This is a genomic window from Photorhabdus luminescens subsp. luminescens, from assembly GCF_001083805.1.
Taxonomy (GTDB): domain Bacteria; phylum Pseudomonadota; class Gammaproteobacteria; order Enterobacterales; family Enterobacteriaceae; genus Photorhabdus; species Photorhabdus luminescens.
The window spans coordinates 538,690-563,920 of sequence record NZ_JXSK01000002.1; the positions used below are offsets into that span (position 1 = coordinate 538,690).

26 protein-coding genes and 1 riboswitch are annotated in these 25,231 nt (G+C 42.8%); of the genes, 10 read left to right on the top strand and 16 right to left on the bottom strand.

Features of this window, described 5'->3' with window-relative positions; genetic code table 11:
* Positions 1–68 precede the first annotated feature (68 nt).
* From yqiA to nudF, 3 genes are all read right to left on the bottom strand, one after another.
* The gene (gene yqiA, locus TI10_RS07275) at positions 69–677 is read right to left on the bottom strand and encodes an esterase YqiA (protein ID WP_049582834.1); all 609 of its coding nucleotides are present in this window, start codon (positions 675–677) and stop codon (positions 69–71) included.
* Between the two features lie 131 nt (positions 678–808).
* Positions 809–1,648, bottom strand: coding sequence for a 3',5'-cyclic-AMP phosphodiesterase (cpdA, locus tag TI10_RS07280; protein ID WP_049582645.1), 840 nt, complete (start codon positions 1,646–1,648; stop codon positions 809–811).
* Positions 1,649–1,747: 99 nt separating this feature from the next.
* A complete protein-coding gene (gene nudF, locus TI10_RS07285; protein ID WP_049582646.1) occupies positions 1,748–2,389 on the bottom strand; it encodes an ADP-ribose diphosphatase in 642 nt (213 codons plus the stop codon).
* A gap of 379 nt (positions 2,390–2,768) precedes the next feature.
* On the opposite strand from nudF, the gene tolC reads away from it, so the two are divergent.
* The 4 genes from tolC to TI10_RS07310 all read left to right on the top strand — a co-directional run bounded on the left by tolC (position 2,769) and on the right by TI10_RS07310 (position 7,479).
* Complete coding sequence (tolC, locus tag TI10_RS07290) at positions 2,769–4,142, top strand: outer membrane channel protein TolC (RefSeq protein ID WP_049582647.1); 1,374 nt, start codon at positions 2,769–2,771, stop codon at positions 4,140–4,142.
* A gap of 621 nt (positions 4,143–4,763) precedes the next feature.
* On the top strand, positions 4,764–5,471 hold the full coding sequence (locus TI10_RS07295; protein WP_049582648.1) for a DUF1190 family protein: 708 nt from the start codon (positions 4,764–4,766) through the stop codon (positions 5,469–5,471).
* 6 nt (positions 5,472–5,477) lie between these two features.
* Positions 5,478–6,638, top strand: coding sequence for a glutathionylspermidine synthase family protein (locus TI10_RS07300; RefSeq protein WP_049582649.1), 1,161 nt, complete (start codon positions 5,478–5,480; stop codon positions 6,636–6,638).
* A 361-nt stretch (positions 6,639–6,999) separates the two neighbouring features.
* Entirely contained in the window at positions 7,000–7,479 is a 480-nt protein-coding gene (locus TI10_RS07310) for an Hcp family type VI secretion system effector (protein WP_049582651.1), read from the top strand.
* 186 nt (positions 7,480–7,665) lie between these two features.
* Here the strand turns inward: TI10_RS07310 and TI10_RS07315 are convergent, their stop codons facing one another.
* The 4 genes from TI10_RS07315 to ribB form a co-directional block, all read right to left on the bottom strand.
* The gene (locus TI10_RS07315; RefSeq protein WP_139180506.1) at positions 7,666–8,109 is read right to left on the bottom strand and encodes a hypothetical protein; all 444 of its coding nucleotides are present in this window, start codon (positions 8,107–8,109) and stop codon (positions 7,666–7,668) included.
* Between the two features lie 184 nt (positions 8,110–8,293).
* Positions 8,294–8,896 carry a hypothetical protein gene (locus TI10_RS24890; RefSeq protein WP_049582653.1) on the bottom strand — a complete coding sequence of 201 codons (603 nt, stop codon included), beginning with the start codon at positions 8,894–8,896 and terminating at the stop codon, positions 8,294–8,296.
* A 334-nt stretch (positions 8,897–9,230) separates the two neighbouring features.
* Entirely contained in the window at positions 9,231–10,016 is a 786-nt protein-coding gene (gene ygiD, locus TI10_RS07325; protein ID WP_049582654.1) for a 4,5-DOPA-extradiol-dioxygenase, read from the bottom strand.
* A 194-nt stretch (positions 10,017–10,210) separates the two neighbouring features.
* Positions 10,211–10,864, bottom strand: coding sequence for a 3,4-dihydroxy-2-butanone-4-phosphate synthase (ribB, locus tag TI10_RS07330; protein ID WP_049582655.1), 654 nt, complete (start codon positions 10,862–10,864; stop codon positions 10,211–10,213).
* A 154-nt stretch (positions 10,865–11,018) separates the two neighbouring features.
* Positions 11,019–11,196, bottom strand: a riboswitch (FMN riboswitch).
* A 136-nt stretch (positions 11,197–11,332) separates the two neighbouring features.
* Here ribB and ubiK point away from each other — a divergent pair.
* Positions 11,333–11,620 (top strand): ubiquinone biosynthesis accessory factor UbiK, encoded by a 288-nt coding sequence (ubiK, locus tag TI10_RS07335; protein ID WP_049582656.1) that lies wholly within the window; start codon positions 11,333–11,335, stop codon positions 11,618–11,620.
* A gap of 77 nt (positions 11,621–11,697) precedes the next feature.
* Here ubiK and TI10_RS07340 read toward each other — a convergent pair whose 3' ends face one another.
* The 6 genes from TI10_RS07340 to TI10_RS07365 all read right to left on the bottom strand — a co-directional run bounded on the left by TI10_RS07340 (position 11,698) and on the right by TI10_RS07365 (position 19,199).
* Entirely contained in the window at positions 11,698–12,354 is a 657-nt protein-coding gene (locus TI10_RS07340; protein ID WP_049582657.1) for a DUF799 domain-containing protein, read from the bottom strand.
* Positions 12,351–12,710, bottom strand: a complete 360-nt coding sequence (locus tag TI10_RS07345; protein ID WP_049582658.1) for a DUF4810 domain-containing protein — start codon at positions 12,708–12,710, stop codon at positions 12,351–12,353. Before TI10_RS07345 ends, TI10_RS07340 begins: the two co-directional genes overlap by 4 nt.
* Positions 12,711–12,731: 21 nt before the next feature.
* The gene (locus TI10_RS07350) at positions 12,732–13,403 is read right to left on the bottom strand and encodes a CsgG/HfaB family protein (RefSeq protein ID WP_011148100.1); all 672 of its coding nucleotides are present in this window, start codon (positions 13,401–13,403) and stop codon (positions 12,732–12,734) included.
* Between the two features lie 470 nt (positions 13,404–13,873).
* Positions 13,874–15,298: a bifunctional D-glycero-beta-D-manno-heptose-7-phosphate kinase/D-glycero-beta-D-manno-heptose 1-phosphate adenylyltransferase HldE gene (gene hldE, locus TI10_RS07355; RefSeq protein ID WP_049582659.1), complete on the bottom strand. Its 1,425-nt coding sequence runs from the start codon at positions 15,296–15,298 to the stop codon at positions 13,874–13,876.
* A gap of 86 nt (positions 15,299–15,384) precedes the next feature.
* Positions 15,385–18,228, bottom strand: a complete 2,844-nt coding sequence (gene glnE / locus TI10_RS07360) for a bifunctional [glutamate--ammonia ligase]-adenylyl-L-tyrosine phosphorylase/[glutamate--ammonia-ligase] adenylyltransferase (RefSeq protein ID WP_049582660.1) — start codon at positions 18,226–18,228, stop codon at positions 15,385–15,387.
* A 32-nt stretch (positions 18,229–18,260) separates the two neighbouring features.
* The gene (locus TI10_RS07365; RefSeq protein ID WP_049582661.1) at positions 18,261–19,199 is read right to left on the bottom strand and encodes a CYTH domain-containing protein; all 939 of its coding nucleotides are present in this window, start codon (positions 19,197–19,199) and stop codon (positions 18,261–18,263) included.
* Between the two features lie 262 nt (positions 19,200–19,461).
* Here TI10_RS07365 and TI10_RS07370 point away from each other — a divergent pair, with 262 nt between their 5' ends.
* On the top strand, positions 19,462–20,082 hold the full coding sequence (locus TI10_RS07370) for a TIGR04211 family SH3 domain-containing protein (protein ID WP_049582662.1): 621 nt from the start codon (positions 19,462–19,464) through the stop codon (positions 20,080–20,082).
* A gap of 16 nt (positions 20,083–20,098) precedes the next feature.
* The gene (locus tag TI10_RS07375) at positions 20,099–21,349 is read left to right on the top strand and encodes a multifunctional CCA addition/repair protein (RefSeq protein ID WP_049582663.1); all 1,251 of its coding nucleotides are present in this window, start codon (positions 20,099–20,101) and stop codon (positions 21,347–21,349) included.
* A 64-nt stretch (positions 21,350–21,413) separates the two neighbouring features.
* Here the strand turns inward: TI10_RS07375 and bacA are convergent, their stop codons facing one another.
* Together bacA and folB are read right to left on the bottom strand one after the other, a co-directional pair.
* Positions 21,414–22,232, bottom strand: coding sequence for an undecaprenyl-diphosphate phosphatase (gene bacA, locus TI10_RS07380; RefSeq protein ID WP_046396997.1), 819 nt, complete (start codon positions 22,230–22,232; stop codon positions 21,414–21,416).
* Positions 22,233–22,408: 176 nt separating this feature from the next.
* Entirely contained in the window at positions 22,409–22,759 is a 351-nt protein-coding gene (folB, locus tag TI10_RS07385) for a bifunctional dihydroneopterin aldolase/7,8-dihydroneopterin epimerase (RefSeq protein WP_049582664.1), read from the bottom strand.
* A 106-nt stretch (positions 22,760–22,865) separates the two neighbouring features.
* Between folB and plsY the strand changes: the two genes are divergently transcribed.
* Complete coding sequence (gene plsY, locus TI10_RS07390) at positions 22,866–23,528, top strand: glycerol-3-phosphate 1-O-acyltransferase PlsY (RefSeq protein ID WP_049582665.1); 663 nt, start codon at positions 22,866–22,868, stop codon at positions 23,526–23,528.
* Positions 23,529–23,597: 69 nt separating this feature from the next.
* On the opposite strand, the gene tsaD is transcribed toward plsY, so the two are convergent.
* On the bottom strand, positions 23,598–24,611 hold the full coding sequence (gene tsaD / locus TI10_RS07395) for a tRNA (adenosine(37)-N6)-threonylcarbamoyltransferase complex transferase subunit TsaD (RefSeq protein ID WP_049582666.1): 1,014 nt from the start codon (positions 24,609–24,611) through the stop codon (positions 23,598–23,600).
* A gap of 150 nt (positions 24,612–24,761) precedes the next feature.
* Here tsaD and TI10_RS26330 point away from each other — a divergent pair, with 150 nt between their 5' ends.
* Positions 24,762–24,893 (top strand): hypothetical protein, encoded by a 132-nt coding sequence (locus tag TI10_RS26330; RefSeq protein ID WP_254921115.1) that lies wholly within the window; start codon positions 24,762–24,764, stop codon positions 24,891–24,893.
* A gap of 12 nt (positions 24,894–24,905) precedes the next feature.
* Positions 24,906–25,121, top strand: coding sequence for a 30S ribosomal protein S21 (rpsU, locus tag TI10_RS07400; RefSeq protein WP_001144069.1), 216 nt, complete (start codon positions 24,906–24,908; stop codon positions 25,119–25,121).
* The last annotated feature ends 110 nt before the right edge of the window (positions 25,122–25,231 follow it).

Consider the following 25,231-nt stretch of genomic DNA (forward strand, 5'->3'; position numbering starts at 1 on the left):
TAATTCTGTTGGTTGCTTCTTGATTAAAGGGCTAATCAGTTTTGTATACTGTTGATAATACCAGTCGTTCAAACATTTTTGGCAAGTTTTTTCTCACCATCACTAGAAAGCCCAAGAAAATTGATGATTTGTGGGAAATAGTGTTCAAACCCGATAAAGGCATGATTACCGCCAGATTCAATAGTTTGCTTACATAATACCAGATAAGCAACTGCCTGGCGGTAATCCAGTACCTCATCTCCGGTTTGCTGCAATAACCAGATAAGATCCGGCGACTCCAGCGGTTCAATCTGCATAACTTTGAGGTCATAAATATGGCGCGGCTCCAACGTATATCGTTGGTTGGTATAGGGGTTAATATTTTCCCCAAGATAATTCCGCAGTAATTCAAACGGACGCACGGCTGGATTGACAACTACAGCAGGCAAGCTGAAACATTGTGAAAGCCATATCGCCAGATAACCACCGAGAGAAGAACCAACGATACCCAAATCATCCCCGGCACGCTCCATCACCAAATTTTCCAGCAAATCAGCCGCTTCTTCAGGATAAGGCGGTAACTGAGGCACCAGCATTTCAATGTCAGGATGATGCTGATGCAGCCACGCTTTTAAGGCATTTGCTTTTGCAGACTGTGGAGAGCTGTTAAAACCGTGCAAATAGAGTAACGTTGACATCAGGCCGTGCCCCTCAATTGTGCGTAAATACCACCGGCCGCTACGCTCCTGTGCAACAAGCCACAAATAGTGAGGCTCAACAAATCCAATAAGCAGAGAGTAACACAGCAACACAAGGAGACAAACACAACCTAATATCCATCCGAATCTAAATCAGGGCAGAACTCATTACTCTCCAGTCGATGGACCTGAGTCGCCAAGCTAAATTCGCCATTATCGGCAACAGACAATTCGAGATAACGCCATCCCGGAGCAACAGTATCAAGTGTAAAATTGGTACAATGTGGTTTGAATTGCACACATGTTGATGGCGTCGCCATCATACGGACGCCATTCCAATCCAGATCCATCTCCTGATGTATATGTCCGCAAAGCATCGCCTTAACCCGTGAGTAACCTTGCAGATACTGGGCCAGAATATGTGAATTGCGCAAACTATGTTGATCCAGCCAGGTACAACCTGATGGTAATGGATGATGATGAAGCAAGATCACCGTGTAACGTTCAGGGTACCTATCCAGGCACTTTTTCATCCATTCAAGCTGATACTCCGACAACTCCCCGTGAGGAACGCCCTGCACCTGACTATCAAGCATCAGAAGTTGCCAGTGCTTACCGATTAAAATCTGTTTCGACGGAGAAACGCCAGCCGCCGCCAAGGCATCCACCATCGCGGGCTGATAATCATGATTACCCGGCAACCAGACACAAGGCGCCGGTAAACGAGCAATACCATCAGCAAAATGTCGATAAGCCTCCAGCGACTGATCCTGCGCCAAATCACCTGTCGCTACGATTAAATCAATATCAGCATTTTGCTTGAGGATGGCATCCAGCACCGCTTGGTAACTGCGATAAGTATTAATACCCAATAAAGTATCTTCTTTATTGGCAAAAAGATGCGTATCTGTTATTTGCAATATTTTGGCTGTGGTTCCCTCTACCACAGGCAGTTCAAACTGGCTTTCCAAATGGTTTCCTTGTCCTATAAGTCATCGGCGAGCATCATAACTCGTTTTAACGCAAGAGATCTGCTGACTGGCACACACTTCCCTTTTCTCGGTTAAAAATTAGGAATTATCTGAATTCCATTCTTTTTTTAACTTTTCATGGTGTAATGCCAGCCATTGTATCGCAATAACTGAAGCAGCATTATCGATAATTCCTTCTTCCATCCAATGATAAGCTTGCTCACGACTGACTACATGCACCCGAATATCTTCATGTTCGCCAGACAAGCCATGAATACCGGTAGCTGTCGTCGAATCCACTTCCCCCACCATCACAGAGATACGTTCCGTTGTTCCTCCTGGGCTGGAGAGATAACTCAACACCGGTTTGCAACGTTTAACTTCAATTCCTGCCTCTTCCATTGTTTCGCGGCGCACCACCTGCTCCACCTCTTCGCCCTCTTCAATCATACCGGCGACAATTTCCAGTAACCACGGCGTTGCCTTTGTCTCTATTGCAGGAATACGTATCTGCTCGATCAATACAACCTCATCACGACGTGGATCATAAGGCAGCAATGCGCCGGCATGGCCCCGTTCAAACACTTCACGGCTCACCTCTTCACTCCAACCACCAGCAAACAATCGATGGCGGAAGCGGTAATTCGTCAGTTTAAAGAATCCATTGTATAAACTTTTTTTCGTGATAATTTCCACATCCTGCTTATCCAATATAACTGGTGTTGACGACTTCTTATGCATAAAATTCTCCTCAATACTTCCTTATTGGCTAGCCACTAAGATGATATTAATCAAGCAGAGTTAAAAAATTCATCCTTTGGTGGTGTAAAGTTAAGCTAAATTAAGGCAATATGGCACAAACGGCTACCTTTGGCTGATAGCATACTCTGCTAGAATCAGTAACATTTCGTTTTTCACCAAGGCAACGTAAGAGTCTATCCCAATAGGCGTAATTGGTGCAGGCCGTTCTTGTAAATGACAGGCCATTCTTGTAAATGAATAGTGAACTCGGGCAACGGGCAGCCCCCGGAGCATTCACTCTTTATGACAGAGCATGGCGAATAAAATAGTCTAATGGGATAGACAACGAGCAAAATAGCTGTGCAATCAAGGAATTACAATGAAGAAACTGCTCTCCATTTTTATCGCTATGAGCCTGACGGGATTGAGTTCAATGAGTCAGGCTGAAGATCTTTTGCAAGTTTATAAGCAAGCAAAAGAGAGTAACCCTGAACTACGTAAATCAATGGCTGAACGTAATAAAGCTTTTGAAAAAATTAATGAAACCCGTAGCCCGTTATTACCTCAGTTGGAATTAAATACCGGATACTCCTATAACAGTGGTTACCGCGATCAACGTGACACAGAAAGCAATACATTGAATGCGAAGCTTGGCTTGAGTCAGACCATTTTTGATATGTCTAAATGGCGCCAATTGAACTTAGAAGAAAAAACGGCAGGTATTGTTGATGTTAGCTATCAAAGCAGTGAACAAAAACTGATTCTGGATAGTGCGACAGCTTATTTCAAGGTACTACGCACCATTGATACGCTCTCCTACATTGAAGCTCAGAAAGCGGCCATTTATCGCCAGTTGGATCAAATGACTCAACGTTTTAATGTCGGTCTGGTTGCAATTACTGATGTCCAGAACGCCCGTGCTAACTATGATGACGTACTCGCTCAGGAAGTTGTCAGCCGTAATGATCTGGACAATGCATTGGAAGCTCTGCGTCAGGTAACGGGTATTTATTACCCTCGGCTAGCCTCGCTGAATATTGATCATTTCAAAACACGGAAACCAGAAACGGTAGATATTCTGCTGAAAGAGGCAGAGAAACGTAATTTAAATCTGCTATCCGCCCGTTTAAGTCAGGATCTGGCTCGCGAACAAATCAAAGCAGCCCAAGCCGGCCATATGCCAACTATTGATTTAGGCGCTTCTACCAATGTTTCAAACAGCCAGAATCATATACCAGGCAGAGCAAACAACTATAGCGGTGAAAACAGCGTTGGCCTGACACTAAGTCTGCCAATTTATAGCGGCGGCGCAACCAGCTCCCGCGTTGAACAAGCACAATATGGTTTTGTCAGCGCCAGCGAACAATTAGAGAGCGCTTACCGTAATGTTGTACAGACTGTCCGTTCTTCCTTTAACAACATATCGGCTTCCATCAGCAGTATCGACGCCTATAAACAGCTTGTTGTTTCCGCGCAAAGCTCACTCGACGCAATGGAAGCGGGTTATCAAGTTGGTACACGTACCATTGTTGATGTACTGAATGCCACGACAAAGTTGTACGAGGCCAAACAGAAGCTATCCAATGCTCGCTATGATTATCTGATTAATCAACTGAATATTCAGCATGCGCTTGGTACGTTAAATGAGAAGGATTTAGTTGCTCTGAATAATACGCTAGGTAAACAGCTCTCAACTTCCGCTGACAGCATTGTTCAGGAAACAGCAACGCCAGCAACATCTGTTCGTAACTGATTCAGTTATTCTGTCTTTAATAATAAACGGCCCACCACTAAGTGGGCTGTTTTATTTCCTACCACCAATGGTAATCTGTTTTAAAATAAAATCCGCTATTTCTTAATTCAGACAATATATACCCTATGGATTTCAAGATGCATCGCGACGGCAAGGGAGCGAATCCCCGGAAGCATAGCAAACTATGTGACCGGGGTGAGTGAGTGCAGCCAACAAAGAAGCAACTTGAAAGATAACGGATATAATAACAATTAGTTATTAATTTAAGATTATATTCCTAAGATTATTTTCTGGATATGAAAAGTAGAAAATATAATTATCAGATTCACTTATATAATCTTTTTACATATTAAATTACCTTAATTTACCTGAATCAACGCAATTAAGATTAATATTATAAAACATTAATTACGGCACTATTTTTCTAAAAAATAGATATTTTGCAACATTAAAACCAGATTAAACGGAATACCAGATAATCAATATCCGGCAACTTCTTTGTCAGACAAAAAATCAAGCTAGCAATTCGAAGGTTTATGCTTTAATTTTGTTCATATTTCCCCTATTCTTAAAGCTATTTCAAGAAAGAATTACAGACACCTAAAATCTGGGTATACGACTATGACAATAAAGCGGACCAAAGATATTAACCACGACACATTCCGTAAGGCTTGGCGTAACTATCGCCTTGCACCTGTGGCAATAGCTGTCAGTGCGGTTTTCATGTTATCTGCCTGTGAAAAGAGTGACGAAACTGTCTCTCTTTACATGAATGCAGATGAATGTTCTCAAGCCAATCCATCACAAAGCGCGCAGTGTACTACTGCTTACAACAATGCGTTGAAAGAAGCGGAAAAAACCGCGCCTAAATATGCCACCAAAGAAGACTGCATTGCTGAATTTGGCGAAGCGCAATGTACTCAAACCCCGGCACAAGCCGGCCCTGGCGCCTCCGCTTCCAGTACCGACGCCAATGGTCAAGCACAGGCGCAACAACAGCAAAGCGGCAGCTTCTGGATGCCGCTGATGGCAGGTTATATGATGGGACGTTTAATGGGAGGCGGTTCAGCGCCATCACAACCTCTGTTTAGTTCCAAATCCGCCGCCAGCCCGGCAAACGGTCAATTCGTTGATGCGTCGGGTAAAAGCTATGGCCCAGCAACCGCAGGCGGTCGTTCCATGACAGTACCTAAAACAGCTATGGCGCCAAAACCAGCAACTACGACAACCATTACCCGCGGCGGCTTCGGCGACTCTGTTGCAAAACAGTCAGCCATGCAACGCAGCAGCGCCTCTTCAGGCTCCACATCTCGTTCAGCAGGAGGCTAACCACGGATGAAACGTATTGCGATTACTGAACGCCCGGATTGGCGAGAAAAAGCGATAGAATATGGTTTTAATTTTCACACCATGTATGACAAACCCTACTGGTGTGAAGAGGCTTATTACCAGTTTTCTCTCGCTCAAATTGAAGAAATCGAAGCTACCACCGCTGAACTACACCAAATGTGTTTGCAGGTAGTGGAGAAAGTCGTCGATAGTGAAGAATTGCTGACTAAGTTTCAGATTCCAAAACATTGTTGGGATTTTGTCCGTAGCTCCTGGATTACCAGCCAGCCATCACTCTATTCCCGTTTAGATTTGGTTTACGACGGTAAAAGCCCGGCAAAATTGTTGGAAAATAATGCTGATACGCCAACTTCGTTGTATGAATCCGCTTTTTTCCAATGGATCTGGTTAGAAGATCAGATGAATGCCGGGTTGCTGCCAGCACATGCCGATCAATTCAACAGCATGCAAGAGCAATTAATTGAACGCTTTGCTCAGTTGCGTGATGAACATGGCTTTGGCTTACTGCACATGGCCTGCTGTCAGGATACGGAAGAAGATCGCGGCACCGTGCAATATTTACAAGATTGTGCGCTGGAAGCGGGTGTTCCAACCGAATTTTTATTTATTGAAGATATCGGCTTGGGAGAAAAAGGACAATTTACTGACCTGAAAGATCAGGTGATCAGCAATCTGTTCAAACTCTACCCTTGGGAATTAATGTTCCGTGAGATTTTCGCTACTAAATTGGAAGATGCTGGCGTTCGTTGGTTAGAACCCGCCTGGAAAAGTGTTATCTCCAATAAAGCATTGCTACCCATGTTGTGGAAAATGTTTCCAAATCATCCAAACTTGCTACCAGCTTATTTTGCTGATGATAACTACCCAGCAATGGATAGCTATGTTATTAAGCCGCTGTTCTCACGGGAAGGGGCTAATATCCGCATCATTGAAAAGGGTAAGGAAATTGCCAGTGTTGATGGTCCTTACGGTAAAGAAGGCATGATCGTTCAGCAATTTCATACATTGCCAAAATTCGGTGACAATTATACGGTAATTGGTAGCTGGCTGGTGAATGATCAGCCTTGCGGCATTGGTTTGCGGGAAGACAGTGAATTAATCACCCAAGATTTATCTCGCTTCTATCCACATATTATTTTGGATTAATTACTATACCCTATGGATTTCAAGATGCATCGCGACGGCAAGGGAGCGAATCCCCGGGAGCATAGCAAACTATGTGACCGGGGTGAGTGAGTGCAGCCAACAAAGAGGCAACTTGAAAGATAACGGGTATAATCAAGGAGGAATTAAAATAGGTCGTCACAACGCCAAAGATTCCTCCTTCAACAATCCGATAAAAAACGTTGTATACCCAATGGATTTCAAGATGCATCGCGACGGCAAGGGAGTGAATCCCCGGGAGCATAGCAAACTATGTGACCGGGGTGAGCGAGTGCAGCCAACAAAGAGGCAACTTGAAAGATGACGGGTATATCCTTATAAGCTTATAATAAAGGTAAATACTATGGCGAACACGATATATTTAACCATTACAGGTAAAAAACAAGGGCTGATATCCAGTGGTTGTTCTACCTATGATTCCATCGGAAATAAATATCAAACAGGTCATGAAAATGAAATTTATGTATATTCATTCGACCATGATATCAGCAGAGAACAAAATGTTAATCATTCACCTATTTCAATCACTAAACCAATAGATAAATCCTCACCGCTATTAGGCATAGCAATATCAGAAAATGAATCCATAAATTGTAGATTAGATTTTTATAGAACATCAAGTAATGGTGCTCAGGAAAAATACTATTCAATTGATATTATGCACGCCTCGATAAAAAGCATATCCACTCATTATCCTAATTCACTTACCCATAATGATGCACAGCCCTACGAAATAATATCCATTGCCTATGGCAATATAACATGGAAACACCATATTGCAGGTACATCTGGATATAGTATATGGGACGAGAGAGTTCGTTAAAATCAATATGTTGGGGAGAAATCCCCAATATGTTTTCAATTATTTTATCTCTTTTGAAAAAATCAATACTAGACATTTATTTATTTATTTATTTATTTATTTATTTATTTATTTATTTATTTATTTATTTATTTATTTTATGCATGGTTTATCATAATATCAAATAATAATTATAGCTTATTAAACTCATTTAACATTTTCAGCGAAGGTTAATTCTAAGCAATGTTCTTTTTTCTCATTCCCAACTACAGACGACTTTAACAATATAAAAGAATCATCATATATAGTCTCAGAACCTTTCATATACCATATTGCATCATTATTGACTATATAGCCAGTTGATTTTATATAATCAACAATTCTATTATAACTATTTTCCATATCTATCAAATCACAAAAATAAATAGAACTATATATAGGCGATGATTCATCATTTGGATAATATTCGAAAAAATAATTTTTAGAAATACGAGGAGTTTCTTTTATTTTTTCATTAGTAAGAAGATGATATTTTAAAAAATCATTTTCTTTATAAATAACATTAGGCATCATAAATAACCATAAAAATAAGCATATACAAGATAACGCCATAATTAATATTATTACTATTGTCACGGTTAATTTATTCATAATTTCAGACCATAAATAGTTGTAGGTTTATAATGACTAATAACAATATCCTTTCCATAAGAATAAAAAGGTTTAATTATATTAAGGTAATAAGGGAGGCTTTTCTTATATGGGAAAGCATTATTAGGATACTTATCAGGATCAGGAAAAAACCAAGGTTTAAGTTCTCTATACCCTATGGATTTCAAGATGCATCGCGACGGCAAGGGAGAGAATCCCCGGGAGCATAGATAACTATGTGACCGGGGTGAGCGAGTGCAGCCAACAAAGAGGCAACTTGAAAGATAACGGGTATATTCTTATACTTACCAACGGGACCATAATAATCCCATATTTTATATGCATATTCTTTATTTTTGGGTTTTATTAAAGACATATAATCTCTTGGCAATACAGATTTATAGAAACCTAATAAATTTGAAACTAAATCCTCACAACTGAACCCACTGTCACTGAAACGGGAAAAAAACGAGTTTGATTGCAAAGCCTCAAACTCCAATGAAACACAATACATCATTGAAAATGCAATGGACCTTTTAGTTTCTATAGATAATCCTTTTTTTACCATCCACTGAGCAGCAACTCTGGTTGAAATATTATATTTACTCATCTCCTGAAAATAGTAAACCAAGTAATAGCCTTTTTTATAAGGTGAATCATTACCTTCAGTGATTAATTGACTCCACAACATTTTAGAATCATCACCTTTCGCATGACCTAAATCAATCCACCCCAAATCTTCAGTATAAATTAATCTACCGTTTTCTATATCTTTTCTACTAGTCATTCACTAATCTACCTATGCAACATTTAATTACATTGAAATTACAATTGTAGCTATCCATTTTCTTAAACTAAAGAATCATATTACTCAGTTTACAATCTTTCCAGATCGTATTCTCTTGTTATACTCACGAAATTAATATTTTTATATATGTAAAAAATCACGAGAAGAAATTCAGAAATAAGTATTGGCGTTGAGATAATTATTAATGGAATCTAATCCGACGTAAGGCCATGTTTCAATGATCATAGCGCAGACAAGATGGTGATGATCTCACCACCAGAAGTCGCCAAAAAGGTAAATAACCTTCAACCAATACAGCACGTAAACCGGCGATTCAACCAACCTGCACAGACAACATGCTCAGCGAACCAGACACAATACCATCTACTGGAATGGAAACCTCCTCTTTCCTATCCCACGTTCCCATGATATACAGCAATGGCAAAAAGTGTTCAGGAGATGGATTCGATAATAGGCCATCTTCCCTGTCCAATGCATGAATCAAAGGGTAAGGTCGCTCATAACTGGTAAGGTTATCACGCACATAGTGGTTAAATGATTCCGCCCAAGGGTACGGTTCAGCATTAGGTTCCTGCCGCTTCATGGTACGAAGATTATGTACCACATTACCACTCCCTAGAATCAAAACACCTTCATCTCGTAAAGCCGCCAGCTTTTTCCCCAATTCATAGTGGTACGTCGCTGGCTTGGCATCATCTATACTCAGTTGAATCACAGGAATATTAGCCTTAGGATACATCTTAACCAGAATACCCCAAGTTCCATGATCCAATCCCCACTGATGATGATCGGCATAAATTTCTACAGGTTCCAACATCTCCTGTACTAAAACCGCCAGTTCAGGTGATCCCTTCGCTGGATACTGAGTTTCATACAATTCCTGAGGGAAGCCACGAAAATCATGGATAGTTCTCGGTTTAATCATGGCTGTCACCGCCGTGCCATTGGTATACCAATGAGCAGAAATCGCCAGAATCGCTCTGGGTATAGGCAGCCTTTCACCAAGCTCACGCCACACATTGGTATAGCGATTTTCATCCAGTACATTCATTGGGCTGCCATGACCAATAAACAATGCCGGCATTCTGGAAATATTCATAACGACCTCTCACACCAAATATAGGTAATTTTAATACTTGCGAACAGGTTACGCCTTTCAGATAAGTAAAACAGTGGGCTAACGGTGATGGAGTTTTTCAAAAAAACTGAAAAGCCACAGCTTGCGCGAACTGTGACTTTAGAGAGTATGCACGTTATAACGGATATTTCATCCGGTTATCGGATAATGAGGCTTCAGCTTGCTTTCTGCTCTATTGCCTGGCGATAACTCACCAGATCTTCAATAGTGACTACCGGCATATTATGCAGTTTCGCAAATTGCACCACCTCAGGCATACGGGCCATTGAGCCGTCATCATTGGTTAATTCGCACAATACACCTGCTGGTTTAAAACCGGCCAAACTGACTAAATCAATTGCTGCCTCAGTATGCCCCTGACGAACCAACACGCCGCCAGGTTGAGCACGCAGCGGAAAAACATGTCCCGGACGGTTCAAATCGCTTGGCTTGGCATTATCAGCAATCGCGGCGCGAATGGTCGTGATGCGGTCAGCCGCAGAAACCCCCGTCGTCACTCCCTGAGCGGCCTCAATGGTTACGGTGAATGCAGTCTGGAACGGGCTAGAGTTATTTTCTACCATCATGGGCAATTGTAATTGCTGACGGCGCTCTTCTGTCAGACATAAGCAGACAATTCCACTGCCATGACGGATAGTCAGCGCCATTTGCTCTACGGTCATTGTTTCCGCCGCAAAGATAATGTCACCTTCATTTTCACGATCTTCGTTATCCAGCACCATCACCCCCTTTCCATCACGCAAAGCGTTAATGGCGTGTTCAACACGTTCTGATGATGTGCCATATTCAGAAAGTAGCGTCTGATTCATGGTAAAGAAACCTCATTAAAATTTATGGATTACCAGAATCAGGGCGGTCTTGAGGAGTTCTCGCTATGACATTACGCCATAACATTAATGCTATTAATATAATGCGCGAATGCCATAGCCGGAACAACAGACGAGCACGAAGCCCGACAGATGCCGTTATTCTCTCCCATCCGGACTATCACCGTCGGCTCCAGAATTACACTGGATCTGCTGACCTCCGTTTTATCATAAAGATAACCTCAAACGGAGCGCTCGCGGGCTTCACCAAACCACCCGAAAGATGGACTGATGTTTACCGCCGGTGGGGACTTTCACCCCGCCCTGAGATAAGCCAGTGAACTATAACGCTAATATTTACCGGCGGCAATCAACAAAATCAAATGTGAAACCTAGCTCACAATGGTTTGTGGTTTTGCTATCTGGTATTACACTATTCAGGAATTATTTATGTCATAAAAAGGATGCATCATGCTCGATCCCAAAAAAATTGAACAAATTGCCCGCCAGATCCAGGATTCTTTACCAAAGGGGGTTAAAGAGTTTGGTGGTGATATAGAGAAAAAATTACGGATGGTTTTGCAATCCCAACTTGGCAAGCTTGATTTAGTGAATCGTGAAGAATTTGATATTCAAACTCAGGTTCTGTTACGTACTCGTGAAAAATTGACCGCAATGGAACAGCGTTTAAATGAACTAGAAGCGAAGTTTGAAAATAAGAATGTTCCATCTGCTAATGACACAGCAAAAGAAGAGTAATTATTACCATACAAAAATAACCGTGATAATGAGCAGAATGTGATATCTGCTCATTACACATTCACACTAATCAGAAATTAATGCTGTTCTTTACCGTAATGCTCAGAACGTGGACCATAAAGCAAGCCACGACTACCACCGGCTGTCAGTAAGCGGTTACTTGTAATGCCGGCAATTTCATGACCTTTATCCATAATGGTATTCGCTATCTGTGAAACTACGGCAGATACCAACATGCCAACAAGGCTATTCGAACTGCTTTCATTTTCAGTCGATGAGGCAACAGCCCGTCCATGCCACAATTGTTTACCATTACGCAAATCCACCAGCTTCGCTGAAGCTGTTACACGCGTATCGCTGTTGATAATTTGATATTGCGTACCATATTCCTCAATATCCAAATAGAGCGCGGAATCCGCGCCAAAAATATCATGCAATTTTTTGTAACTGATATTCTGAACATCCTGCGCCGCTGTCACGCCATTTTGCTGAAATGTCTCTTCCACAACAGCAACCGGAAAAACGTAATAGCCCGATTCCGCCAATGGATATGTCACATGAGAAATCAGGCTGTGCCCTGCTTTGACTTCCAAAGATTTGTTTACCGCCGGCAGAACCAGAATGGATTTCGGTTTGCTCTCTCTAAATGCAGAATAATCATAAGGGACAGATTTACTACATCCAGTCAGTACAAACGCCGCCAATAGACTCAATGCTAAAAAAATACGGTTCATTGCATAGTTCCTTTATTTTTACTTAATAAAAAGTCCATAAATGGCGATGACTCAGGAAACAATTTTTTCTCTGTTTCAAACTGATGGAACGCTTCTGAAACACGACCTGTTTTGCTATAAAGCAAGCCTATCTGTGCATGCAACCCAGGCGGTACAGGTTTATTCTTCGCTTTAGCCTTTTCAATTACTTGCTGCAAAGCCTGTACCTGCTCTTCGAAACCCATGTTATCCTGCTGATAATACTGATAAATTGTAGGCTGGTATTTATCCCACTCATAAATCGTTTTTGGCTGCGCGGCGCAACCTGCCAAAGCCATAGCTGCCAGCAATAAGCCCGCTTTTTTCATTAATATCATGAGCATATATCCTTATATTTCTTAATTAGATGGCTTCCATGCACCGGTTTCAACACTTTCAACCAGACGGTTTACTGCTTCACGAATTGCCAGATCCAGTACCTTACCATTCAGTGTTGAATCATAGCTGGCGGTACCACCAAAGCCGATAATTTCACGGTTGGATAATTTATATTCTCCTGCACCGGCCACAGAGAAAACCACTTCGGAAGTTTCTACATTCACCACATTCAGCATGACTTTAGAATAAGCCACCTGTGATTTACCACGCCCTAATAAGCCCCATAACTGATGATCACCCACTTCTTTACGGCCAAATTCAGTCACATCACCGGTAATGACGTAAGCAGCGCCTTTCAACTTCTGCGACTTACCTTGTAAACCCGCTTCCGCTTTCAGTTCCGCCATATTGGTACGTTCCAGCACCGTAAAGCGTCCAGTTTGCTGTAGGTGCGAGATTAAAATCGTTTTAGATTGATTACCAAGGCGATCGACGCCGTCGGAGAAAATCCCATTTTGATAACTGGAACGGTTTTCAAACTTACCAATCGCAATTGGACTACGGACACCTTGATATACCGTATTATAAGAATTAACTTTTTGTACCTGGACGGTATTAGAAGATTCAGTTGTACACCCTGCTAATATTGCCGAAGCTAAACAAATTGAAGATAAAATTAACTTACCTTGCATAAAAACTTATTCCTGCGTAAAAAATTTATCCGTTTATCTACTAACTTTAAGATGTAAAAGTTATAGATAACATATTTCATTAAAAAATCATTTACATCAGAAATCATTATGAATAAGCCAGCGTTATGTGACCAGCATTTTATGCCACAAAGTAAAAAACTATTTGTTACATCACATTTTTTTAGATTAATCCCCATCTAACCAGAAAATAAAATTACATTAACTTAAATTAAAATCATAATATCTTGATAATATTTATACCGTTAATTAAATCACTCGTACCTGATATCACAAATATCTACATTATTTATGATGAAATATCACTCAATTAAGCGAAAATTAAATAAAAAATAGCCGGGAAGATTTCATCTCTTACCCGACTTTATTCTAATAATATGATCAAATAAATAATCTACAGCGTTCAATGCAGTAATGTCTTGGCTGTTTCCAATGACAAGCTAAATCATTATTTACTGATTTTTAATCGCCTTGATGATATTGGTTGTTGAAATACCATCTTCAAAGTTCAACACTTTGACTTCCCCGCCCGCAGCCCAAACTTCTTCGCTGCCAGCAATGTCTTCCGGTTTATAATCGCCGCCTTTTACCAATACATCCGGCAAAACATCCGCAATCAATCGCTGTGGTGTATCCTCTTCAAACGGCACAACCCAATCCACAGCGCCCAGAGCAGATAATACAATCATTCGTTGTTCTAGTGGATTAACAGGACGGCTCTCGCCTTTCAGCCGTTTAGTTGATGCATCACTGTTAACAGCAACAATTAACCGATCGCCCAGTTTACGGGCATTCTCCAGATAAGAGACATGACCTGCATGCAGAATGTCAAAGCAGCCATTGGTCATCACAATCCTTTCACCACGTTGACGCGCGTCAGCAACAGCCTGTTTAAGCTGAAATTCGGTCATCATTCCGAAACCCGTTTCAGCACGACCACGGATAGCATTCTCCAATTCAATCGGCGAAACCGTCGAGGTTCCCAGTTTGCCAACGACCACGCCCGCAGCAGCATTCGCCAGAAAACAAGCTTCATTCAGTGGCTTTCCAGCCGCAATCGCTGTTGCTAACACACCAATAACTGTATCGCCAGCACCAGTCACATCAAACACTTCCTGCGCTTGTGTAGGTAAATGCAACGGCGGCTGATCAATACTCAGCAAACTCATTCCCTGTTCAGAACGAGTGATCAGCAATGCCTTAAGATCCAAATCCTTAACTAATCGAGTCCCTTTCTCAACCAATTCATTATCATCTTTACAGCGACCCGCCACTGCTTCAAATTCAGACAGATTCGGCGTTAACAAAGTTGCTCCACGATAACGCTCAAAATCATTGCCTTTCGGATCGATTAATACCGGTACTTGGGCCGCGTTTGCCAGTTTGATCATGTTCTGAACCTGATTCAGCGCACCTTTGGCGTAGTCAGATAGAACTAATGCCCCGATATGGGGTAATGCCTGTTCAATGCGCTCAAATATCGGCTGCGCATCGACGTTATCGAAACCTTCTTCAAAATCTAAGCGAATTAACTGCTGGTTACGGGAAAGCACCCTCAGTTTGGTAATTGTCGGATGTGTCGGCACAGAAACAAAATCACAACGCACCTTAACACTGCTCAGTTTCTCACTCAGCGCATGTGCCGCGTCATCAATCCCAGTCAAACCGATTAAATGTGAATTTGCCCCAAGAGCCGCAATATTCATAGCAACGTTAGCAGCGCCTCCCGGACGTTCCTCAATAGTATTGACTTTTACTACAGGCACCGGCGCTTCCGGTGAAATCCGGCTGGTTGGTCCATACCAATAGCGGTCTAACATAACATCACCGACGACTAAAACTTCTGCACAGTGAAAATCAGGGAGTGTCATTTTCATTCCCTTGCTCCAAATATTAGATATCAAATGAGTGCCAAATATTATCATACGCCCGTAAGATCCCTACACCAAACCGATAAAACCCGTTATTGTTCCCCCAACCACTGTTGCCAGCTATGATGTATCAATTCCTGCTGTTGACTGAAACAATGGGGTGATACCTGACTAGAAAGCGCCTGTAACGCCAGATGATGTAGTTCATCGCGCATAGAAACGTAAGCCAGTGTTAATGCGGCGGCTTCATCTTCGTCCATAATTCCATAGTCCGCCATTAAGCCAAAAATCCGTACATTATCCGACCAATGCGCCAATCGCTCATTTTCAGCCGCATAACGAAGCACCAAATATTGAGCGATAAATTCGATATCTGTGATCCCCCCCGGATCAGCTTTAATATCAAATTGATCTGAATAGTGACTGCCTAAATGTTTATGCATCTTTTCCCGCATTTCCCTTACCTGCTGACGTAACACAGCGGGGTCTCGTCGCGTACATAACGTCTGATGGCGTATCCGCTCAAAATCCCGATGCAAGTTTTCATCGCCAAATACCATACGGGCACGTACCAACGCCTGATGCTCCCAAGTCCATGCTTGATTTTGCTGATAATCAGCAAATGCTTCTATAGTACTGACCAACATGCCGGATTCTCCAGAAGGACGCAGGCGGACATCCACGTCATACAACACACCAGAGGAAGTTCGAGCACTGAACAAGTGCATAATCCGTTGGGCCAAACGCAAATAAAATTGCCGGGCATCAATCGATCGATCGCCATCGGTCATCACATCCATCGGGCAATCAAGCAGGAAAACTAAATCAAGATCAGAACTGTAACCCAATTCCCAACCGCCCAATTTGCCATAACCAATCACAGCAAATCCCAATCCCTGCCGCTGGCTCAGATGTGATGGAACACCATAACGTTTTGCCATTTGGCCCCACGCCTGTTGAACAACTGCTTCAATAATCGCTTCTGCCAAATAAGTGAGATGATCACTGACTTTCATCACCGGCAACACGCCAGTAATATCCTCCGCCGCAATTCTTAGTAATTGCGCCTGCTTAAACTGGCGGAGAGCCTCTAATTGCTGCTCTTCATCATCCTCAGGTATCCGCAACAAATATTGTCGCAATTCATCCTTATAGGCATTCAGCGGCAAAGGTTCATACAGAAATTGTGGATCAAGCAGTTCATCCAGCAACAATGGATGACAGGCAAGCTGAGCCGCGATCATCGGTGAAGCTGCACACAGCCGAATAACATGCGTCAGTACAGCTTCCGATTCCAATATCAGTTCCAGGTAAGTTGTACGGCTGACGATACTTAACAACAGCGGAGTAATCCTCTCCAACACTATATTGGCATCTTGTCGCAAACAGACTTTTGCCAACAGACGCGGCATCAGGTAATCGAGCACATCACGCCCACGAGGACCAATGGTTCTCTTGCCCACGTCATGGCGAAACACAGAAATGACATGCAATATCTGCTGTGCAACCAACTCATCCAAGTGCGGAGCGAGTACAATTAACTCCTCTTTTTCGAGATTTTCCAACCACAGACTTTTAAATGGCACATGATCAGGCTCCTCTTCACTATCATCACTGTCATCGCCAATTAATTGCGTAAAAATAGCCCGAACAGCGCCCATCTTGTTGCTCAATTCAATTATTAAAGCGTCCCAACTTTCAAATCCCATGCCCCACGCCAGTCGTGAACGATTCAGTTCATCTTCCGGCAAAGTCTGAGTTTGTTGATCGTTAATTGACTGTAAAAGATTCTCTAACCGCCGCAAAAAGAGGTAACCATCAGTAAGTTGCCCCACCTGCAATGGTTGCAAAAGCGCCAATTGCGCTATCATTTGCAGAGTTGGCAACAACGCCTGAGATTGCAAACACAGTTCACGTCCACCACGAATCAGTTGGAACACCTGGGCGATAAACTCTATTTCACGGATACCACCAGCACCCAGTTTGATATTGTCTTTCAAGCCACGACGACGCACTTCCCGTTCAATCATGCCTTTCATATTTCTCAGGGATTGAATCACACTGAAATCAATGTAACGGCGAAAGATAAACGGTCTCAACATTCGGCGTAGCTCTTCACCATACGCTTGATTGCCCGAACCCATAATTCGTGCTTTCACCATCGCATAACGTTCCCAATCACGCCCTTGCTCTTGATAGTAATCTTCCAATGCAACAAAGCTGAACACCAATGGGCCACTATCACCGAACGGGCGCAAACGCATATCCACCCGATACACAAAACCATCCGCAGTTTGCTGATCGAGCACTTTGATAAGACGCTGCCCCAAGCGGGTAAAAAACTGAGCATTATCCATTTCACGCCGGCCGCCTTGGGTAATGCCGTTTTCAGGATAGACAAAAATCAGATCAATATCAGAAGAGAAATTCAACTCGCCACCACCGAGTTTTCCCATACCGAGAATTAACAACGGTTGTGGTTCGCCCTGCTCATTGCAAGGAGTTCCCCAATCCTGACAACAACGCTGATACAACCAATCACGGGCAGCAATAATCAACGTTTCAGCTAATATATTGAGTTGTTGTAGCGTCTCCTGAGTCGTAATGCTATGCAGTGCTTGCAACCAGGCTATTCTCACCAGAATCTTGTTACGAAACTGACGTAAAACCCGCATCAGGATATTTTCATCCTCTACTGATGCGAGTAATTGTTGCAGCCATTCAGCATATCGATGCCACTCCTGCGCCTCAGGTGGATGTTGGCGGATCTCGGCTAACCATTCAGGATGAGTTTGCAAGTTTTCAACAACAAAATCGCTTAGTGACAATATGGCCTGCTCATCAGTAGTAAACGGCTCAATATTCAAAGTCAGTTGCTGAAAATGTTCAGTCACACGTTGTAACTGGGCCAGAAGCGGAGTTGAAAGTGGCAACATAGAGAATTCCTGTTATTTAAGCGGCGAGATTTTTAACCACATAGATTTATTAACCACATAGTCAGTGCCAACTTACATTGCAAATAGAGCGAGCTGTAACATAGCGTTTCAGCTTCTGTTTCCGTATCCAATAATTTCTGGTTGATAGCAACTAATTGGTTATTCAACGGTTCTGGCTCACTAGAATATTCGATCGTCTGCTGAATCAAAGTCAGTACTTGTTTTAAACCATCCCGACCTTCTGATAAACCAGCTAACCAACATTCCTCCTGTTCTTGCCAATGAGCCAATATTGATGTGAGCACCGAAGGTAATGACTGCTGCCTATCAATTTCTACCTGAGTTGAAAGTAAAGCTGCTTTCGGCTTCCCCTGCGCTAACTGATAACCACGAGCTGCCTTACTCTTATTTCCTTGCCGCAAGCCGTTTGATTTTGCCAACTCACCTGCCAATGCTAATACATCGGCTATAGTTCCTTGCTTTAACTCCAGTTCAAACTCACAAATTGGCTCCTTGCGATTGGCTGCAATAATTTCTCCCTGATCAAGCACCACTTCAATCTCACTTTGTCCATAAGTTACCATCCACTTCTCACGCATAAAGTCAGTACTGAATAACGCATTCAAGCGGGATTGCAACGCTTCCACATCACAGTTGTCAGGCCAGATGTGCTGTGGAAACAGAGTCAATTCCAGTTCCGATTTTGCCAATGGCACATTATATTCCGGTCGCTGATGTAATCCGCCAACTACCTTACCGGCTGTTTTAATCGTCATCTCATACTGATCATCAAAACCACGGATCCGCAACCCCATATCAAGACCCCGCAATTGATTATCTGGCGTTTCAAAATAGATATTGGTCAACTTTTGGGGAGAAAAATAGTCATGAGGAAATAACAGTAACTGCTGACGAATTGCAGGAATAACTTGCGGTTTGGCGATAAGTTTTAATTCAATTTCTACACTCATATCTATACCATTAATGACAATCTTTGCCCTTCATCTTACCTTGATTTAGCTTTTTTCCACGATGAGTAAGAAGAAAATTAAAATTTCCCTTTCCCGCAAGTTATGATAGTAATTAACAGGAAATGTTTCGTTCAACAGATAACAAGCCCTGTATTCAATCGATTAGAAAAGTGTCATTTTGGTTTACCGATTGCTCTAGCAAACTTAACTCTTTACTATCAAATTCTAAACTCACCATAGATAAAGAACAGTTGAAATCACAATGCGAAAACTACATTTACTTCTTACGGCGCTAATAAGCCTCAGCTTTTCGCTCACTACCCATGCGGAAGGAAAGCGCTATGTATCTGATGAGTTATCTACCTACACACACGCCGGGCCGGGTAACCAGTATCGTATTGCCGGCACACTAAATGCCGGTGATGAAGTCACGTTGATAAGCATCAATCGCGATAGTAATTACGCTCAAGTCAAAGATGATAAAGGCCGTCTTGTCTGGCTACCAGTTAACCAGCTTAGTAATAAACCTAGCCTGCGCACGCGCTTGCCGGAGCTAGAACAGGAAGTGAAAACATTGACGGATAAGTTAGCCAATATAGACAATAACTGGAATCAGCGCACTGCCGATATGCAACTGAAGGTTGCCAATAGCAGTAACATTATTGCAGAGTTGAAAAAAGAGAATGAGAAGTTGAAGAACAAACTGACGGTAGCAGAAAAAAAGCTTGATGCCGCAAATCTGCAACTTGATGACAAACAACGCAATATCATTCTGCAATGGTTTATGTACGGTGGTGGTGTCGCAGGCGCTGGTTTAATCTTTGGGCTATTACTGCCGCATATGATTCCACGCCGTAAGCGTAATGACCGTTGGATGAGCTGATAAAGGAACATATTAAGTGAGAGTCTATCTGGTTGGCGGCGCAGTACGTGATCGCCTGCTAAATTTTCCTGTGAACGAGCGGGATTGGGTGGTTGTGGGTGGAACGCCAGAAGAATTGCTATCCCAAGGATATCAGCAAGTTGGCAAAGATTTTCCAGTGTTCCTGCATCCCAAAACCCACGAAGAGTATGCACTGGCACGCACCGAGAGAAAATCCGGCCAAGGATATACAGGTTTCACTTGCTATGCTGCGCCGGATGTCACACTGGAAGACGATTTGCAGCGCCGTGATCTGACAATTAATGCGATCGCTCAAACACCTGCGGGTGAATTGGTCGATCCTTATCATGGTGTTGATGATTTAAACAATTGTATCCTACGCCATGTTTCTGATGCTTTCTTTGAAGATCCACTAAGGGTATTACGAGTGGCTCGTTTTGCCGCTCGTTTCGCCCATTTAGGGTTTACCATCGCACCAGAAACACAGACATTAATGTCAAATATGGCAATTAACGGCGAGCTATCAGCAATCACACCAGAACGTGTCTGGAAAGAGACCGAAAAAGCGCTTACCACCCATTCCCCTCAGGTCTTTTTTCAGGTTTTACGTGATTGTGGCGCATTGGCTGTATTGTTTCCTGAAATTGATAATTTGTTTGGCGTTCCCGCACCAGAGAAGTGGCATCCTGAGATTGATACTGGTATTCATACGTTAATGGTGCTGAAAGTAGCAACTGAATTAACAGATAAAGTCGATAGCCGCTTTGCTGCTCTATGCCACGATCTTGGCAAAGGGCTGACACCGCCAGAACAGTGGCCCCACCATTATGGACATGGGCCGGCAGGCGTTAAGTTAGTTGATCAATTATGTCAGCGTCTGCGCGTTCCTAATTCTGCCCGTGATTTGGCAAAACTGGCTGCTCAATATCATGATTTAGTGCATACCGTTGCTCAATTGCGGCCAAAAACATTACTTAAGTTGTTTGATGCCGTTGATGCATGGCGTAAGCCTCAGCGAATAGAACAATTGATTATCATCAGTGAAGCCGATGCACGGGGTCGTACCGGTTTTGAAGATACGCCATATCCACAAGGTGATTATCTGCGACAGGCATTCAAAGTTGCTAGTCAGGTGCAAGTGAAAAACATTGTAGACAGTGGATTACGCGGTGCTGACATTGGTCATGAGTTACGACGTCAACGTCAACACGCATTGGCGGAATGGAAACAACAAGACAATACAGTTCAAGGCAATACTGTTATCTGAAACATCCCCTGATATCAAACATTGGGCAATATTCGAATTAAATTGATATCAGGGGAACCATTCGCTACATAAATACCCAGTAAACAGCGGCAGCCACAATAAAGCGATAGATAGCAAATGGGATAAAAGATATACGCTTAATCAATGCCAGAAAAGTTTTAATGGCGACTAACGCGACAACAAATGCAGTAATAAAACCAACAGCAAACATTGGGATATCAGAAGCACTCAAAAAGTGCAGGCTCTTATATAAATCTAATCCACTTGCCCCCATCATCATTGGTACAGCCAGAATAAACGAGAATTCTGATGCAGTATAACGATTAACTCCCATCAGCATTCCACCAGAAATTGTCGCGCCTGAACGGGAAAATCCCGGCCACAACGCCAGACACTGAAAACAGCCAATCATAAAAGCCTGACGATAAGTAATATCATCCAGCCCTTCTGCTCTCGGTGTTTTAGGTTTCAAGATTTCTGCTGTAATCAGCAACACACCACCAATAACCAAGGCATACATCACGCTTTGTGGGTTAAACAGTGATTTGATGACATCATGGAACAACAACCCAAGCGTCACCGCAGGTAACATTGCTAAAATAATATGGCTTAGTTTCAGTTTGCCATTGGTTTTACCTTCGTGAGGAACTTCACCAAAGTGGATGCCAATGAGTCCAAACAAGCGACGCCAAAACACCACTACCACAGCAAGGATAGATCCAAGCTGGATAATAACTTCAAATGTTTCAGCTTTATCGCCGGTAAATCCCAACATATGGCCAACGATAATCATATGGCCGGTAGAGGAAACAGGAAGAAATTCAGTTAGCCCTTCAACAACACCAAGAATAGCTGCATGAAACAAGGTAGAAAGGTCAGTCATATAGAAAGGTCGCCCATTAATAAATATCCGAAACAAGTAGCATGGAATAAATTCAGCTACCATTATTCCCATTGTCATTAATCAATTGACATAATTATCAAGCCTAGCACCACTGCATGCCAGTCTATGTAAGAACAATGACAATAATATGGCAGCCGAATTCACTACTGATCAGATTATTTTTTTCTTTCAATCATAACACCAACTTGACGAGCCTGCGCGACAGCGCCCGGTTTACTGACTTTTATCCGTACCCACGGTGAATTAAAATGTTTTAACAGCAGCTCCGCTACCTCTTCGGCTACTCTTTCCACCAGAGCAAAACTCTGATTTTCCACATGCTCAATGATCGCTTCGCTAACTTTGGCATAATCCAGACAATATTCGACATCATCACTGGAAGATGCTCGTTTATTATCCCACCCCATTTCGATATCGAACACTAACTTCTGTTTAATGGTCTGTTCCCAGTCGTAAACACCAATTGTGGTAATAACGACTAACTCCTCAATAAATACGATATCCATCACGTCATTTTCCTGTTTTTCAATTTGTCGGATACCACTTCCGACTAAATATGCGTATTATCCATGACTGGGCTAAGAAAACGACCATTATTATTGGGGAGACATTATGAGTGCTATCGCGCTTGGTATGATCATCTTCGCGTATCTTTGCGGTTCAATCTCCAGCGCAATACTTATTTGTCGTCTGGCTGGGTTGCCTGATCCTCGTCAACATGGCTCAGGCAACCCAGGCGCGACAAATGTACTGCGAATTGGCGGCCGCAGTACTGCGGCAATAGTACTAATTTGTGATGTTCTGAAAGGGATGATCCCCGTCTGGTTGGCTTATCAACTCTATGTTCCCCCTTTCTATTTAGGAATTACGGCAATGGCAGCTTGTCTCGGTCATATTTACCCGATCTTTTTCCAATTTAAAGGCGGTAAAGGTGTCGCAACTGCTTTTGGCGCTATTGCGGTAATCGGTTGGGATCTAACAGGCTTGATGATGGGTACCTGGTTGCTAACTATATTACTAAGCGGTTATTCCTCTTTAGGGGCAATTATCAGCGCCTTGATAGCACCGTTCTATGTCTGGTGGTTTAAACCTGAATTTACTTTCCCCGTCGCCATGCTCTGCTGTCTGGTGTTACTACGTCACCATGATAATATCCAGCGTCTGTGGCGCGGCCAGGAAAGCCGTATTTGGAACAAACTGAAAAAGAAAAAAGAGATGACCGAAAAAGAAAAAAACCAAACAGAAAAAGAGCAAAGAAAAGATAAAGAGGATTAACAACAGGACTGGATAAAAACCAGCAACTCATTGAGTTACTGGTCTTTTATTTTCATTACATCAAGAAGATTATAATGCAGGTAATTCCGACAGGGGCCAACGGGCTTTGACGGTCACGCCAAGTGAGTCGCTCACCTCCCCTTTTAGGCGGATCATGCCGGCAAGCGCAATCATGGCGCCATTATCTGTACAGAATTCAGGGCGCGCATAAAATACTTCGCCACCCAATTTTGCCATGACCTCTTCCATCTTAGTGCGCAATGTACGATTGGCGCTGACACCACCAGCCATTACCAGTCGCTTGAATCCAGTCTGCTCAAGCGCTCTTTTACATTTAATCGCTAATGTATCAACTACCGCATCTTCAAAAGCACGGGCAATATCCGCTCTAGTCTGCTCATCATCGCTGTTGCTACGAATAGTATTAGCAGCAAAAGTTTTCAATCCTGAAAAACTGAAATCCAGCCCAGGGCGATCCGTCATCGGGCGAGGAAATACAAAACGCCCAGCTTCTCCTTTCTGAGCCATCCTGGAGAGTATCGGCCCCCCAGGATAATCCAATCCCAGTAACTTAGCTGTTTTATCAAATGCTTCACCAGCGGCATCATCTATTGATTCACCAAGCAGCTCATATTTACCAATACCCGTTACACTAATGAGCTGTGTATGACCACCAGATACCAGCAAAGCCACAAACGGGAATTTAGGGCTGTTATCTTCCAGCATCGGAGCGAGTAAATGCCCTTCCATATGATGAACAGGAATCGCAGGAACATCCCAGGCAAATGCCAAAGAACGGCCAATCGTCGCCCCCACCAACAACGCGCCAACCAGACCAGGACCAGCGGTATAAGCTACCGCATCAATATCTTCACAGGTTAATCCTGCCTCTTTCAAAGCAGCTTGAATCAAGGGTACTGTTTTGCGGATATGGTCACGTGAAGCCAATTCAGGCACGACGCCACCGTAATCAGCATGCAGTTTAATCTGGCTGTATAATTGATTTGCCAATAAACCGGCTCTGTCGTCATAAATTGCGATCCCGGTTTCATCGCAGGACGTTTCTATACCTAAAACTCGCATTACACTACCTATATTCCACAGAAGAGAGCCAGTTTATCATTAATAAGATAATTTGCGCGGCTTACATGCTGACTATTTTAGCTGTTTAGTCTATAATCACCCACCTACGTAAAACTCCTGTGTGGTTATCGTCAATATTACGGAACTGATTTGCAGATCGCCGTTGTGATGTTGTTGTTTCAATTTGCTGCGGCGCTTTACAAAGCCGTGTTCATTGAAGTAAAATTCCGCACCATTTTAAGATGGCTGGCATCCCACGCCAGCAAGACCGATTTCTATTGAGGTGAGAGGCACATGCCGGTAATTAAAGTACGTGAAAACGAGCCATTCGACGTAGCATTGCGTCGCTTTAAGCGTTCCTGCGAAAAAGCAGGTGTATTAGCAGAAGTTCGCCGTCGTGAATTCTATGAAAAACCAACGACTGAACGTAAACGCGCTAAAGCTTCTGCTGTAAAACGTCACGCTAAAAAGCTGGCTCGTGAAAACGCACGCCGCACTCGTCTGTACTAATCCTTGCGGTTGATCCGCATAGTGATTGAATTTGCAGACAACAGTAGTTGCAGATAAAGGCCGTGCTTTCCGAAAGGGAGCGCGGCTTATTGTCGTTCATCAACAGGCGT